Source organism: Streptomyces kryoterrae, assembly GCF_054072135.1.
On record NZ_CM133358.1, the window covers coordinates 4,125,932 to 4,141,128 of the forward strand.

A 15,197-nucleotide genomic window follows, 5' to 3' on the forward strand; every position below is an offset into this window, starting at 1 on the left:
CGCCCTGTCCGATGAGCGTGGACAGTTCGTACCGGTCGGCGATGACACGGCCCGTCGCCACGCTCACCGTCCGCCCTCGTGGCTGCTGTTGGGGTTGGGGTTGGGGGTGCCATTGGGGTTGGGGGTGCCGTTGCCGTTGCTGTCGTGCTTGCGCAGGTAGTCGCTGAGCTCGTCGAGTTCGGCGCGCACCTGGTCGATGCGGGCGGGCGCGGGGCGCTGCGGCGGGGGCGGTACGTGGCCCTGGGCGACGGGCGGCCGGGGTGCCGGGGCCTGAGGCTGGGGCCGGGGTATCGGCGTGTGGGGCATGGGGGGCTGCGGCCCGGTCGGCATGTTCGCGTACGGCGACGGGGGCGGGTAGCCGTACCCGGGAGGCACGGTCGCGGCCCGGGCCGGCGCGTAACCGGCGTACTGGCGCTGTCGGTTGCCCGGCCGTATGTCCATGATCAGGAAGTAGGTGCTGGCCAGGGCGCCGAGGATCATCACGGTGCTGAGGGCGATGTCGCCCTTGACGTCTTTCTCCGCCACCGTGCCGACCACCCCGAAGCACGTGATGGACAGCGGCAGACTCACCCAGGCCGCGGTCCAGTTGAACCACCGGCCGCGCAGGAAGGCCACCCGGAACAGCGGGAGGCACGCGAGGAGGCCGCACGAGAGGAACCCGGCGGCGGCGATCAGCACGCGCAGGGTGATGACGGTGCCCATGCTGGGGGTGGGCGGCGGCGCGCCGGGGCCGTACATGACTGCTCCTGGACCGGGTGATGCCGACGGGGACGGACATACGAGTGACAGGTTCGGTGTCGGGGTCCGAGCGTATAGGCCGACACCGACAACGGGTCCGGGTTGTACCGAACCGTTGTCGTCGGAACCTCATCGGCACGCCATCAGCACGTCAGTCGGGCGCGACGGTCCCGTCCGTCAGGCCGTCGTACATGCCCCGCACGAGCTGTCCGCCGAGCCGGCCCGCGTGCCGCAGGGCCTCCTCGAACTCGGCGAGCGCCCTGAACCGCGCGCCGTAGCGCCGCTGTTCGTCCAGCGACAGCCGGGGCAGTTGCAGTCGGCGTACGTCGAGCCGGGTCGCGGTGGACGCGTAGCTGCTGGCCTGCCGGTTGTTGGCGGTGCCGCGCAGGAAGCCGGCGAGGAACCACGGGTCGAGGGCGGCCGGATCGGGCCGCAGGAGGACGAGGCTGCGGCCGAGAACGGCCCCCGCGGTCGCGTCGTCGACCACGCGCGCGACGGACCCGCCGCCCAGTACCGGCACGACTACGTCGCCCGCCGCCACCCGCACGGCCGCCTCGTCGCTCTCGGGCAGCGTGCCAGAGGGAGCGGTTCCGGCGAGGACGTCGTGGTCGGTGAGCACGGGCACGCGCGCGTGGCCGCCGTTTCCGCCGGTACGCATCACCAGGGCGCCCCCGCGCGCGAGGTCACCGATGGTGATGAGCGGCCAGCGCCCGGACTGCTCGTCGGTGGGTCCGGCGGGGGCGGGCGGAGTGAGGTCGGCGGTCAGCCGCAGGGTCTCGCCGAGGCGTTCCCGTACGTCGCTCAGGTGTTCGCCGTCGCCCGTGGCGGCGGGCGGGAGGTGTCGGGCCGGGGCCAGGTCGACGTCGTCGTCGAGGAGTTCGATGACGGGCACGGACCGCGCCACCCCCGGCCGCTCGACCGCCGTACCGGCCCGCTCGAAGGGCCGCCAGGCGTCGAGAACGGCGGTGCGCACCGCCTCCCAGTCGAGCCCGCCGCGCCCGGTGTGCTCGGCGACGCTCCCGGTGTCGGCGAGCAGCACCTCGGGCTGCGCGGGCGCCTTGTCGGGCCGCCGCAGCACCCACAGGTGCAGCGGGATGTTGTACGGGGGTGCCGCGCCGACCGGCAGCGCGATCACCGCGCGCAGCGCCCCGCGCCGCAGCAGATCGGCGCGGATACGGCGCCCCGAACGCCGGGACGCGGCGGCCGGCGGCATCAGCAGCACGGCGGTGCCGCCGTCCCTGAGCCGGGCGAGCGCATGCTGCACCCAGGCCAGCTCGGACTCGTTGCGGGCCGGGAACCCGTACTCCCAGCGGGCGTCGTACGCGAGTTCGTCGTGCCCCCAGTTGCGCTCGTTGAACGGCGGATGACAGAGGACGGCGTCTGCCCTGAGCCCGGGAAACGCGTCCGCGCGAAGCGTGTCCCCGGCGGCCGTACGCACCACGTTCCGGCCCAGGAGCGCGAGCCGGAGGGCGGTGAGCGCGGCCAGCTCCGGGGCACTGTCCTGCCCGTACAACTCCCGCTCGGAATCGTCCCGTTCGACCTCCCGCGCACCTCGCACGGGGACGGAGCGCAGCAGCGCGCCGGTGCCGCAGGCCGGGTCGAGAACGGTGCGCGCCGGGCCGGCGAGGTCCCCCATGAGCCGGGCGAGCTCGGCCGGGGTGAGCGTGTACTGCCGCGGGTTGGCGTCGAGATGCCGCCCGACCAGGAACTCGTACGCCTGCCGCGCCCCCATCTCGGCGGCGAGCTCGGCGACACCGCGCAGGAGGGGGACGGAGGGGAGGAGTTCGGGGCCGGTGGGTGTGTGTACGGCGGGGGCGGCGTGTACGGCGGAGGGGGCGCTGTCGCTGTGTACGACGGGCGAGCTGTGTACGCGGGGCCGGGCGGGGGTGGTGTGAACGCCAGGTGCGGGAGGGTAGGCGTGAACGCCGGATGTGGGCGGAGAGTCGTGCACTCCGGGCGCGGTGTTCACAGCACCTCGGGTGTTCACGCCTCCCGGCTCGTTCACAGCCGACACCCCACGCCCACCCGGCGGAGTGTGAACCCCCCGAACACCAGTCGGACTGTGAACACCTTGTGCGGTCGGTACCGCGTGAACTCCCAGCACGGCCGGCGACGTGTGAACACCCCGCTTCCCCGCGAGGCCGAATCGCGGGGCGATCACCTGCTCCAGCGTGGCGGGGAGGCGAGCGGCGAGGCGTTCGTCGGAGACCGCGCCGAGTTCCAGCCAGACGGTGGGGCGGTCATGGATGAGCAGCAGGACGCAGCCCGCGTGGACGAGGGCGGTGGCCGGGCCCTCGGGGTGGCCGACGAGTTGCTGCCAGACGCGTTCACGGAGGGGGACTTCGGCGAGTTTCCCCTGGTGGCGGAGCCAGGACTCGACCTCCGCGAGGGCGAAGGCGGGGCTGGTCTCGGTGCCGCCGACCGGTTTGGGGAAGTCGGCGTGACGGCGGCGCCAGTTGCTGACGGCGGCGCGGCCGACGCCCGCGAGCCGTGCGATGCCGGCGGCGGTCACTTCCGTGGCGTTGTCCTGCACGCGCCGCGCTCCCCTCGTCGGTGCACGGCCCCGGCGTTCTCGCGTACGGCTCTGATCCCCGTACACAGCCCTGGTCGTGCAGCCCTCGCTTCACTGTGACGCCGAGCATACCGACGTGCGCAAGATCTACCCATTCACGGCGTGTACACAAGACGTTGCGTGAATCGTGTTGACTCGGTTCACACGCTCTGTTGTTATTGACCCAGCGAACAAGCGGCCCGCCGGAAGGACGAAGGATGCGGTCGCCCCCTTCGCTCCCGCTGCCCCAGCCGGGCGGCGGTGGCGCAGCGCCGGGGACCGCGCCACCGCCGCCCACCCTTCCCAGCTCAGCCCAGTTCCGTTCAGTTCCACTCAGCTCGTCCCCACCACCACCACGAAAACTCGGGGGAACTCCCATGCGTCGAAGCACACTTGCCGCTCTCTGCCTCACCGCCGTCACCGTCGCCGGGGTCGCCGGCTGCCAGACCGGCGAGAACAAGGCCTCCGACAAGGCGGGCGGCAAAACCGCGGACAGGACGGCGGACAACTCGGCCGCCGAACCGAAGGACCCGTTCGCCGGGCTGACCGGCGGCGGGATAGCCGACCGGGCGCTGACAGCGACCTCGGGTGCCTCGTCGCTCCGTATGACGGGCGATGTCCCGGACGACGAGGGCAGCGGGACGATCCGGATCGACATGGCCCTCGACAAGCGGGGCGACTGCGCCGGGACGATGAGCATGAACGGTGCGGGCAAGGCCGAACTCGTGAAGTCCGGCCCCACCCTCTACATGAAATACGACGAGAAGTTCCTGCGGGCGCAGAGCGAGGGTTCGTCGAAGGAGGAGACCGACGGGGTCGTGGCGATGCTGGCCGGAAAGTGGACCAAGATGTCCGCGACCGGCTCCGACGCCAAGGACATCGCGGGCTTCTGCGACCTGGACAGCGCACTCGCCGACGTCAAGGACACCGGGTCGGGGGCCGGCTCCAACGTGACGCGCGGTGCCACGACCACCGTGGGCGGTGCGCCTGCCGTCGTCGTCACGGAGAAGGACGGCAAGGACACGTACACGATGTACGTCGCCAGTAAGGGCAAGCCCTATCTGCTGCGGGTCGACAGCAAGTCCGCGAAGGACCCGGGGACCATCGTCTTCAGCGACTACGACAAGCCCGTCTCGGCCCGGAAGCCCAGCGGCGAGATCCTCGACCTGGACGCGCTGGGCGGCTGAGCCCGGCCGCCGTAGCGCCGGTCACAAGGTGTGCCGCCGCACGTTGGGCTCCACGTAGACCGCCCCTAGGGACCGAGCGGGAGTGAGTCCTGTTGCCAGGTCTCATGCTCGGCCGAACGCCCCGGACGGTGTTGGGCGTTCTGGTTGCCCGCGTTCGCTCCGCGTCCGGCGCCTACGGATCGTGTCCGTGGTCCGGGAACGCGGGGGCGGGTTCCCTCACGCCCAGGGACACCCGCTCTGGCCTGGATGGTCCGATGCCCCACCGCATCACTCCGGTGCCGTGGGGGCGGTGCCGTCCGTCGCCGGATCGCGTGTCCCTGGGCGCGCCTTCCGATCGCCACAGCAGCAGCATCGTGACGAGTGGTATCGCGAGTGGTCGTGTTGAGGGGTTTCTGCCGTACTCGGTGATCGGCGTTCGCGGCTCCAGGTGCTTGGCGCTGGGCCGGACCGGGCGACGACCTCGTGGAAGCCGTGCGCGGCGGCGTTGTCCCGCATCGCCGCGAGCATGCGTGCGGGGAGACGACGATCGAGATCGCGCTCACCGTGTCCGGACGGGTACCGGCGCGCAGGTCCTGCAACGCCCACACCAGGACCTGGTCCCAGCCACGGGCGGCGCCATCCGGCCTCGAGCGGCACCATGCAGGCCGGAGCGGCGCAATTCAGCCCCGGCCGGCACCATTCAGCCCGTCCGGCGATTGAGGACAAGGCCCGTTCAGGGCCGGAGCGGGGGCCTGGGGGCCGCAGCCCCCAGCAGACGCCCACACCAACGCCGGTTCACCACACCAACCCCGGCCCACCCCGCCCCCGCCCCACTCACCCCGCGTGGAACCGCGCGGGCGCCTCCGTCGGGTTGCCGCCGGCCGGCAGCTTCTCCCCGCCACACCCGGACAGCACCTTCTTCATCGCGGCCTTCTCCGCCTCCGTGACCCACAGCTCGTACTTCTTCTTCACGGCGACCTGGTTGGCGACATACGTGCAGCGGTACGCCTTGTTCGGCGGCAGCCAGCTCGCCGTGTCGCCGTCACCCTTGCTGCGGTTGGTACTCGCATCGACGGCGCGGAGGTTGAGCGGGTCGTTGGCCAGCGCTATGCGCTTGCTGGCGTCCCAGTACTTGGCGCCCTTCTGCCAGGCGTCCGACAGCGCGACGATGTGGTCTATGTCGACCTCGCTGCGGCCCCGGGTGAACGTCACGTCCTTGCCGCTGTAGGGGTCCGGATCCAGTTTCCCCGCCGACACCTTGCAGCCGCCGCTGCGGAACCGCACGTCGACCAGATCCCGTTTGAGGATGTCGTCGCGGGTGTCGCACTTGTTGGAGTCGGTGTCCGCCCACGCGGTGCCGAACCGGTCCCGGGCGTATCCCGTCTTGGGCGCCCGCCCCTTCACGGTCAGCGAGTCGACAGCCGCGAGCGCCGCACCCCCGCCACCGCCTCCCCCGCCGGCCGCGCCGCTCGCGCTCTCCTCGGGCCCGGCGGACCCCAGGGTCTCGCCTTTGCACCCGCCGATGCCGAACGCCACCACGAGTACGACGGCGGCGACGCCCCCACCCCTCAGACACACCACGTTGCGCCCCTCCCCTACTGCCCGTTCCGGTCCCCGCCCGCTACTGCCAGTTCCCGCGCCCGCCCGCAGTATTCCGCCGGTTGACCCGCAGTATCCCGCCGGTTGACAGGCTATCGGGCGGCTCCTCCCCACCACAGGGGCGCCCACCGGCACTCAAGGGGCGTATTCCGCATACCGGGCGTATCGTCGTTGCTGACTCACCTCCGGAAGGAGCTCTGGATGGGCATCCTCGACAAGTTCAAGGACCAGATGCGCGGCAGGTCGGGACAGAAGGTCTCCGACACCGCGGAAAAGAAGGTCAACGAGAAGACGGGCGACAAGTACACGAGCCAGGTCGACGACGCGCAACAGCGGATCGAGGGCTCGATGGGCATGGCCCGTGATCGCGACAGGCCCGAACAGCCGTAGCCCCGGAGGTCCGTGAAGCCCGGGACAACAACCTGGGACAAAAAAGAGAAGCCGCCCCCGGCCCCAACGGGCCACGGGCGGCTTCCTCTTGTCACTTCCTACGCGCTCACGACCCCAGGATCGAAGTCAGGAACTCCCCGGTCCAGCCGAGCAACTCCCGCCCGACCACCGGCTTTCCGCCCACCTTCGCCGTCTTGGGGCGCGGTACGAGGATCTGGTGTGCGGTCGCCTTGATGACCGTCCCCGGGTAGAGGCGCTTGAGCCGCAGCTCCTGCGACTCCCTCAACTCCACCGGCGTGAAACGGATGTTGGCGCCCTGGAGCACGATGTCACCGACCCCGCAGGCCCGCGCGAGCATCCGCAGGCCCGCCACGAGCAGCAGGTTCTCGACCGGCTCGGGCAACTTGCCGTAGCGGTCGACGAGTTCCTCCCGTACGGCCTTGATGTCGGCCTCGGTGTTCGCGGAGGCGATGGCGCGGTAGGCCGCGAGACGCAGACGCTCGCCGGGGGCGTAGTCGTGCGGGACGTGGGCGTCGACCGGGAGCTCGATCTTGACCTCCAGCGGCGGCTCCTCCTCCACCCCGCCCTCCAGGGAGGCCCGGTAGTCCGCGACGGCCTCGCCGACCATCCGTACGTAGAGGTCGAAGCCGACTCCCGCGATGTGGCCGGACTGTTCGCCGCCGAGCAGGTTTCCGGCGCCGCGGATTTCGAGGTCCTTCATGGCGACGTACATGCCCGCGCCCATCTCGGTGTGCTGGGCGATGGTCGCGAGCCGCTCGTGGGCGGTCTCGGTCAGGGGCTTCTCCGGCGGATAGAGGAAGTACGCGTAACCGCGCTCCCTCCCACGCCCGACTCGCCCCCGCAGCTGGTGCAGTTGGGAGAGACCGAAGTTGTCTCCGCGCTCCACGATGAGGGTGTTGGCGTTGGAGATGTCGATGCCGGACTCGACGATGGTCGTCGACACGAGGACGTCGTACCGCTTCTCCCAGAAGTCGACGACGACCTGCTCCAGCGCCTGTTCGGACATCTGGCCGTGGGCGGTCGCGATCCGTGCCTCGGGGACGATCTCCCTCAGCCGGGCCGCCGCGCGGTCGATGGACTCGACACGGTTGTGGATGTAGAAGACCTGGCCCTCGCGCAGGAGTTCGCGGCGGATCGCGGCGCCGATCTGCTTCTCCTCGTACGGGCCGACGAAGGTGAGCACCGGGTGGCGTTCCTCCGGCGGGGTGGTGATCGTCGACATCTCGCGGATGCCGGTGACCGCCATTTCGAGCGTACGGGGGATGGGCGTCGCGGACATGGTCAGCACGTCGACGTTGGCGCGCAGCTTCTTCAGCTGTTCCTTGTGCTCGACGCCGAACCGCTGTTCCTCGTCGACGATGACGAGCCCGAGGTCCTTGAACCTGGTCTCGGCGGAGAAGAGCCGGTGGGTGCCGATGACGACGTCCACCGAGCCCTCGCGCAGGCCCTCCAGAGTGGCCTTCGCCTCGGTCTCCGTCTGGAAGCGGCTCAACGCCCGTACGTTGACCGGGAATTGGGAGTAGCGCTCACCGAAGGTGCCAAAGTGCTGCTGTACGAGGAGAGTCGTGGGGACGAGGACGGCAACCTGCTTGCCGTCCTGGACGGCCTTGAAGGCGGCGCGGACGGCGATCTCCGTCTTGCCGTAGCCGACGTCGCCGCAGATCAGGCGGTCCATCGGGACCGTCTTCTCCATGTCGTCCTTGACCTCGGCGATCGTGGTCAGCTGGTCGGGCGTCTCCACGTACGGGAAGGCGTCCTCCAGCTCGCGCTGCCAGGGCGTGTCGGGCCCGAAGGCGTGCCCGGGGGCCGCCATCCGCGCGCTGTACAGCTTGATCAGGTCGGCGGCGATCTCCTTGACTGCCTTCTTCGCGCGTGCCTTGGTCTTCGTCCAGTCGGCGCCGCCGAGCCGGTGGAGGGTGGGTGACTCGCCGCCGACGTACTTGGTGATCTGTTCGAGCTGGTCGGTGGGGATGTAGAGGCGGTCGCCGGGCTGGCCGCGCTTGGCGGGCGCGTACTCGACGACCAGGTACTCGCGGGTCGCGCCCTGCACGGTCCGCTGGACCATCTCGACGTACCGGCCCACACCGTGCTGCTCGTGCACGATGTAGTCGCCGGTTTCGAGGGTGAGCGGGTCGATGGTCTTGCGGCGCCGGGCGGGCATACGGGCGCCGTCCTTGCCGGCGGCCTTCTGCCCGGTGAGGTCGGTCTCGGTCAGCACGGCGAGCTTCAGCTTCGTGTCGACGAACCCGAAGTCGATCGAGCCGCACGCCACCTGTACGACGGAGGGCGTCAGGGAGGTCAGATCGGCCTCCAGGCGGGCCGCGATGCCTTCCCCGCCGAGCACCTCGACCGTACGGGCGGCCGGGCCGTGCGCCTCGGTGACGAATACCGTGCGCCAGCCGTCCGCGAGCCAGCCCTTGGTGTCGGCGAGTGCCTTCGCGGTGTCCCCGCGGTAGGTCTCGGGCGCGTGCATGCCCAGCTTGAGCGTGTCCCCCGCCGCGTCGGCGGCGAATGAATCCGTCAGCTCCTCGTCGGCGGCGAAGGGCGACACCGACCACCACATCATGTCCAGCTCGCGCGCCCGGTCCCGCACGTCGGCGATGGACCACAGGGAGGCCGCGCCGACGTCGATGGGCGCCTCGCCGCCGCCCGCGGTGGCCGCCCAGGAGGCCTGCAGGAACTCGTGACTGGTCGCCACCAGGTCGGCGGCCCGCGTCCGCACCCGCTCCGGGTCGCAGACGACGGCCATGGACCCCTTGGGCAGGACGTCGAGCAGCAGCTCCATGTCGTCGACGAGCACGGGAGCGAGGGACTCCATGCCCTCTACGGCGATCCCCTCGGCAATCTTGCCGAGCAGCTCGCCGAGCTCCGGGTGGGCCTCGGCAAGCGCGGCGGCCCGCTCCCGCACCTGGTCGGTGAGCAGCAGCTCGCGGCAGGGCGGCGCCCACAGTCCGTGCGCGGCGACTTCGAGGGAGCGCTGGTCGGCGACCTTGAAGTAGCGGATCTCCTCGATGTCGTCGCCCCAGAACTCCACCCGGAGGGGGTGCTCCTCGGTGGGCGGGAACACGTCGAGGATCCCGCCGCGTACGGCGAACTCGCCCCGCTTCTCGACCAGCTCGACGCGGGAGTACGCGGCGGCGGCCAGTGCCTCGACGACCGCGCCCAGATCGGCGGTCCGACCGGTGCGCAGCGCGACCGGCTCCAGCTCGCCGAGCCCCTTGACCTGCGGCTGGAGTACGGAACGCACGGGGGCCACGACGACCGACACCGGGCCGGTCTCCGGGTCGTCGAGGCGGGGGTGCGTCAGGCGGCGCAGTACGGCGAGGCGGCGGCCGACGGTGTCGCTGCGGGGCGAGAGGCGTTCGTGCGGGAGGGTCTCCCAGGCCGGGTACTCGGCGACCGTGTCCGGTGGCAGCAGCGTTCTGAGGGCGGCGGCGAGATCCTCGGCCTCACGTCCGGTCGCGGTCACGGCCAGCACCGTGCGCCCGGCCTCGCGGGCCAGCGCGGCCACGGCGAAGGGGCGGGCGGCGGGTGGTCCGACCAGGTCGACGTGCATACGGTTGCCGTCGCCGGCGGCCTTGACCGCTTCCGAGAGGGCGGCGTCCTTGACTACGACGTCGAGCAGACCGTGCAGGCTCATGAAGAGGCTTTCGTGAGGAACGTGAAGGGCGTGAGGGATGGGCAACGCGAGCCGCCCGACACGTGTGACGGGCCGGGGGGTGTCCAGGGTACGACGCCGCACCGACGGACGCGGCGCCTGTGGACAACGTGCACCGCACCGGCCCCCTGAAACGGCCCGGACCCCGCAACCCTGTTTCCCGCGCAGCCGCCTCCGCAGCTTCGGCAGCACAGGCCCGGCCTGCCCATCTCACCCGCCGCGGGAGGCGAGGCCGGTGCGGTCCAGGCCACCGTTGCTGAATATGTCTGGCCGATGTGGCCGCTGTTCACCGCGATCTTTCTCCTGTGACGAGCCTTCGCCGCCCGTGCCGCGTCCTGCCGGAGACGGTCCCGCAGAGCCGGCACACGGTTCTGCCCGGCTCCGCCGGCCTTGCCCTGCCGCACCAGGACCCCAGCCACAGCCGCCCCGAAGGCCACCGCTGACCAGGCTCTTCCTGCGGTGGACGGTCGATGGGGTCCCCGCTGTTCCCTGTGGTCCCCCGCGCCATCTGCCACGCGTCCGGCACGAGTCATTCGTCATCGCACCGCTTCAGGACCATGGCTTGCGGAGTCCTCTTCGAGTCCGTTGTCCTCTTCCAGCGAGAGATGAGTGCCATCCGGGGTGCCGACCGCGGCTTCGACGCACCGTTGCGCGAGTACGAGTGATCAGGCGCCGGGCACTGTCAGTGCCATCTCCTACGCTGCGGTACCGGTCGAACAGTTCAGTTGGGGAGGCATCAAGGATGGGCGGTAACGCATGGAGCCACACGGGCCCGTATCAGCGTGACCTGGCGGCAGCATTCCGGCAGGCTCAGGAAGAGACCCTGGCACAGGACAACCACGGCTTCGAAGGCCAATCCGTCGAGGAGCTGTGGCGCGATCCCAACTGGCACGAGTACATCTTCACCGGCGGCACGGGCACCGTACTGGATTTCCCCGTCATGATCGACGCCACGGACACCGATGACGGCCCGTTCATGCGGCCGCTGACTGACGGTGAGGTACGTGCGTGGGCTCCCGACGCCCGCCCCACCTACGCGGATTGGGACGACGCACTCGACAGCGAGCGGTTGGCCTTTCCTGACCGTGCCCAGGGAAACTGCACAGTGCTCTACCGCGACGGCCGGCCCACGCAGATCGGCTACTGGGGAGTGACCGCCGACTAGCGGAAACGGCACCGCTCCACGACGTGGCCCTTGGACGCGTCCCGGCGCCACATGGACAGGCCGCCGAACGCACCTCAGCACGAAGCCCGGCGCCAAGGAGTCGCAGACTCCCCGACGCCGGGCCCTCCCCGTTCCCCGTTCCCCGTTCCCCGTGGCCCCCGCCCGGGTCGGCTAATCGGTCGCGATGGCGTTCAGCACGTTCATCCGCCCCGCCCTGAACGCCGGCACCAGTGCCGCGATCAGGCCCACGAACGCCGACCCGACGAACACCCCGCCGATCGTCACCCACGGGATCTCCAGGACCTTCAGGCCCTCCAGCGCCAGCAGTCGCTGGGCCGTCGCGCCCCAGCCCATTCCCAGGCCGAGGCCGAGCAGGGCGCCGAAGAGGGCGATCACCACCGACTCCATGCGGATCATCCGGCGCAGCTGGCGTCGCGACAGGCCGATCGCCCGCATCAGGCCGATCTCCCGCGTCCGCTCCACCACCGACAGGGCCAGCGTGTTGACCACACCCAGGACCGCTACCACGATCGCCAGGGCGAGCAGACCGTAGACCATGTTCAGGAGCTGGCCGATCTGGTCCTTCAGTTCCTGCTTGTAGTCGGTCTGGTCGCGGACCTGGTACTGCGGGTAGGGGTCGAAGGCCTTCTTCAGCGCCGCGTACGCCGCCTTCTCCTCGCCCTTCTTCGCCGAGGCGAACATCAGGCTGTTCGGCGGGACCTTGTCGGCCGGCAGGTACTTCTCCATCGTCGCGATGGACAGGTACCGCGAGCCCTTGTCGATCGCCACGTCGTCGTCCGTGATCGCGGCGACCCTGAGCTTCGCCGTCGAGCCGCCCTTGAAGGCGACGGTCATCGTCTCGCCGACCTTCACCGCGTGGTCCTTGGCGTAGGCGGAGCCCACCGACATGGCGTCCTTGCCGTACGCGTCACTCAGCGTGCCCGCGGTGGTGGTGCGGCGCAGGTCGGAGGCGTACGTCGGGTCGGCGGCCGTCAGCTGGGTCTTCTCGGCCCTGCCGTCGGGCGCTGTCAGGGTGACGTCGACCTCCTTGTAGCGGGTGACGTGGGTCAGGCCGGGCGTGCGCTGCATCGCCTGTTCCGCCTGCGGCACGATCCGCTGGTTGCCCTGGACGATGAAGTCCGCGCCGACCGACGCGTCCAGCTCGCTCGTCGCCGAGGCGACCATCGACGAGCCGACCACCGAGAGGCAGGCGACCAGGGCCAGACCGATCATCAGGGCGGCGCCGGTAGCACCGGTCCGGCGCGGGTTGCGCAGGGCGTTGCGCTCGGCGAGCCGGCCGACGGGCCCGAAGCCCCGCAGCAGTACGGCGCTGAGCACCCGTACGACACCGCCCGCGAGGAGCGGGCCGATGATGACGAACCCGAGGAGCGTGAGCACGACGCCCGCGCCGAGGACCAGGGAACCGTCGCTCGCCTTGTCGGCGGTGGCGGCCAGGTAGAGGGCGTAGGTACCGGCGCCCGTCAGGACGAGGCCGATGAGACCCCGTACGAGGCCCGCCCTGCCGTCCGCCGGGGTGCCGGCGTCGCGGAGTGCGGCCATCGGGGAGACCTTGCCCGCGCGGCGGGCGGGGAAGTAGGCGGCGACGACGGTGACGACGACGCCGAGGACCAGGCCGATCACCGGGGTGGTCGCCTTGACGGTGAGGTCGTCGGTGGAAAGGTTCATGCCGGCCATCGACATCAGCTTCATCAGGCTGATCGCGATGCCGACCCCCGCGCCGACACCGAGGACCGATCCGACGAAGCCGAGCAGCAGCGCCTCGACGAGCACGGACCGGTTGACCTGCTTGCGGGAGGAGCCGATCGCCCGCATCAGGCCGATCTCGCGGGTGCGCTGGGCGACCAGCATCGAGAAGGTGTTGATGATCAGGAAGATGCCGACCAGGAACGCGATCCCGGCGAAGCCGAGCATGGCGTACTTGATGACGTTCATGAACTCGCCGATGCCTTCACGGCTCTCGTCGGAGAACTCCTTCTGCGTCTGCACCTTGAACGCGCCACTGGCCGTGAGGGCCTGGGTGACGTTCTGCTTGAGCTGCGTGTCGGTGACCCCGCCGGCCGCCGTGACGTTGAGCTGGGTGAACCGACCGGTGGCGCCCAGGAGTTCACGCTGTGCGGTGGCGGTGTCGAAGTAGACGATGGCCGCACCGGGGTTGGTCACCTTGAAGGCGGCGATGCCGACGATCCGCGCGGTGATGTCACCGGTCTGCGTGATGGTACGAAGCTCGTCGCCCATTTTCAGGTGGTGCTTGTCGGCGGTGTCGGCGTCGACCATCACCTCGGTGGGCCCGCGTGGTGCGTGACCGTTGGTGATCTCCATCGAACGCAGGTCGTTGCGCGTCCAGTTGCCCGCGAAGGTCGGCGCCCCGGTACTGGACCCCATGTTCTCGTTCTCGCTGTCGACGACGGTCACGTTCATCGAACTGACCGCGCCCTCAACCGACTTGACGCCCTGGGCCTGCTGGGCCTTCGCCAGTACGGAGGCCGGCAGCGACTCCGGCACCCCGTTCTGCGGGGTGTCGTCGCTCTTGGCCGCCTTCGGCGACACCGTGACGTCGGGGGAGGTGACCGAGAAGAGCTTGTCGAACGTCGTGTTCATGGTGTCGGTGAAGACGAGGGTCCCGCACACGAACGCCACCGACAGCAGCACGGCCACCGCCGACAGGGCCATCCGGCCCTTGTGCGCGAAGAAGTTGCGCATCGAGGTCTTGAGCACAGTCATGACGTACGCCCCCGCGCGTCGAAGTCCTTCATGCGGTCGAGGACACTGTCGGCGGTCGGCCGGAGCATCTCGTCGACGATCCGTCCGTCGGCCAGATACAGCACCCGGTCCGCGTACGAGGCGGCCACCGGGTCGTGCGTGACCATCACGATGGTCTGGCCCAGCTCGTCCACCGAGCGGCGCAGGAAGCCCAACACCTCAGCACCCGCACGGGAGTCGAGGTTTCCGGTCGGCTCGTCACCGAAGATGATCTCGGGCCGCGCGGCCAACGCCCTTGCCACGGCGACGCGTTGCTGCTGACCGCCGGAGAGCTGGTTGGGCCGGTGCTTGAGGCGGTCCGCCAGCCCGACGGTCTCGACGACCTGCGCCAGCCAGCCCTTGTCCGGCTTGCGGCCCGCGATGTCCATGGGAAGCGTGATGTTCTCCAGCGCGCTGAGCGTCGGCAACAGGTTGAACGCCTGGAAGATGAACCCGATCCGGTCCCGGCGCAGTTGCGTCAGCTTCTTGTCCTTGAGCCCGGTGATCTCGGTGTCGTCGAGGTAGATCTGACCGCTGGTCACGGTGTCGAGGCCGGCGAGGCAGTGCATGAGGGTGGACTTGCCGGACCCGGAGGGGCCCATGATCGCGGTGAACTGTCCCCGCGCGATGTCCACGTCCACGGTGTCCAGGGCGACGACGCGGGTCTCACCGGACCCGTACGCCTTCACGACCTGCCGCGCCCGTGCGGCAACGGCCGTACGCCCTCCAGTGCCCCCGTGCCTGGTGATGGTCACAGCCGATGTCACGGTATGTCTCCTAAGTCGGTCAGTGTGAAAGCGCACTGACACCGGGCGATGCCGCCGGTGCCCTGCTCTGCGGTATGTCCATGAGTCTGCTGGTGGGAGGGGGTCCGGGTCTCTGGTGCCCAGCGCAGTCTTGTGCGGGGGAAAACCCCACCCCCGAAGTTCAGGAACGCCGCCCCCAGCGGCATAAAGCCAGGTTAAGGACCGCCCGGCCCCCGTCTCGTCCTCCGTCGGTACGAACCCTCCCCGAGCCGTAGTAAGGAGGTACCCCTAGGGGCTGTCCACCCCTCGGTGGAGCGGGTCTCGGGGTCACTCCACCCTCGGCCCCGACCACGCTCCACCCTCCCGCCGCGTGAGGGGCAAGTGGCAGAGTGGTCGCCGGCAG

General features: G+C 70.3%; 9 protein-coding genes and 2 pseudogenes. 3 read left to right on the top strand and 8 right to left on the bottom strand.

Going from position 1 to position 15,197, the window contains the following annotated elements; all coding sequences use genetic code 11:
* Positions 1-63 precede the first annotated feature (63 nt).
* Both ACW4TU_RS17525 and ACW4TU_RS17530 read right to left on the bottom strand, forming a co-directional pair.
* A complete protein-coding gene (locus tag ACW4TU_RS17525) occupies positions 64-738 on the bottom strand; it encodes a hypothetical protein (protein ID WP_457428751.1) in 675 nt (224 codons plus the stop codon).
* A gap of 151 nt (positions 739-889) precedes the next feature.
* Positions 890-3,271 carry an N-6 DNA methylase gene (locus ACW4TU_RS17530; protein WP_457428752.1) on the bottom strand — a complete coding sequence of 794 codons (2,382 nt, stop codon included), beginning with the start codon at positions 3,269-3,271 and terminating at the stop codon, positions 890-892.
* 395 nt (positions 3,272-3,666) lie between these two features.
* On the opposite strand from ACW4TU_RS17530, the gene ACW4TU_RS17535 reads away from it, so the two are divergent.
* Entirely contained in the window at positions 3,667-4,476 is an 810-nt protein-coding gene (locus ACW4TU_RS17535) for a hypothetical protein (protein ID WP_457428753.1), read from the top strand.
* A gap of 65 nt (positions 4,477-4,541) precedes the next feature.
* On the opposite strand, the pseudogene ACW4TU_RS17540 reads toward ACW4TU_RS17535, so the two are convergent.
* From ACW4TU_RS17540 to ACW4TU_RS17550, 3 genes and pseudogenes are all read right to left on the bottom strand, one after another.
* Positions 4,542-4,871: pseudogene (locus ACW4TU_RS17540) on the bottom strand (IS200/IS605 family accessory protein TnpB-related protein); the annotation flags it as partial.
* Positions 4,872-4,873: 2 nt separating this feature from the next.
* Positions 4,874-5,087: pseudogene (locus tag ACW4TU_RS17545) on the bottom strand (N-acetyltransferase); the annotation flags it as partial.
* A 202-nt stretch (positions 5,088-5,289) separates the two neighbouring features.
* The gene (locus ACW4TU_RS17550; RefSeq protein WP_457428754.1) at positions 5,290-6,036 is read right to left on the bottom strand and encodes an HNH endonuclease family protein; all 747 of its coding nucleotides are present in this window, start codon (positions 6,034-6,036) and stop codon (positions 5,290-5,292) included.
* 219 nt (positions 6,037-6,255) lie between these two features.
* Between ACW4TU_RS17550 and ACW4TU_RS17555 the strand changes: the two genes are divergently transcribed.
* The gene (locus ACW4TU_RS17555) at positions 6,256-6,444 is read left to right on the top strand and encodes an Rv0909 family putative TA system antitoxin (RefSeq protein WP_457428755.1); all 189 of its coding nucleotides are present in this window, start codon (positions 6,256-6,258) and stop codon (positions 6,442-6,444) included.
* Between the two features lie 106 nt (positions 6,445-6,550).
* Here the strand turns inward: ACW4TU_RS17555 and mfd are convergent, their stop codons facing one another.
* Positions 6,551-10,105, bottom strand: coding sequence for a transcription-repair coupling factor (mfd, locus tag ACW4TU_RS17560; RefSeq protein ID WP_457428756.1), 3,555 nt, complete (start codon positions 10,103-10,105; stop codon positions 6,551-6,553).
* A 760-nt stretch (positions 10,106-10,865) separates the two neighbouring features.
* Here mfd and ACW4TU_RS17565 point away from each other — a divergent pair.
* A complete protein-coding gene (locus ACW4TU_RS17565) occupies positions 10,866-11,288 on the top strand; it encodes a hypothetical protein (protein WP_457428757.1) in 423 nt (140 codons plus the stop codon).
* A gap of 171 nt (positions 11,289-11,459) precedes the next feature.
* On the opposite strand, the gene ACW4TU_RS17570 is transcribed toward ACW4TU_RS17565, so the two are convergent.
* Together ACW4TU_RS17570 and ACW4TU_RS17575 are read right to left on the bottom strand one after the other, a co-directional pair.
* Positions 11,460-14,030 carry an ABC transporter permease gene (locus tag ACW4TU_RS17570; RefSeq protein ID WP_457428758.1) on the bottom strand — a complete coding sequence of 857 codons (2,571 nt, stop codon included), beginning with the start codon at positions 14,028-14,030 and terminating at the stop codon, positions 11,460-11,462.
* The gene (locus ACW4TU_RS17575; protein ID WP_457428759.1) at positions 14,027-14,815 is read right to left on the bottom strand and encodes an ABC transporter ATP-binding protein; all 789 of its coding nucleotides are present in this window, start codon (positions 14,813-14,815) and stop codon (positions 14,027-14,029) included. The genes ACW4TU_RS17570 and ACW4TU_RS17575 overlap by 4 nt, the downstream gene beginning before the upstream one ends.
* Positions 14,816-15,197: the final 382 nt, after the last annotated feature.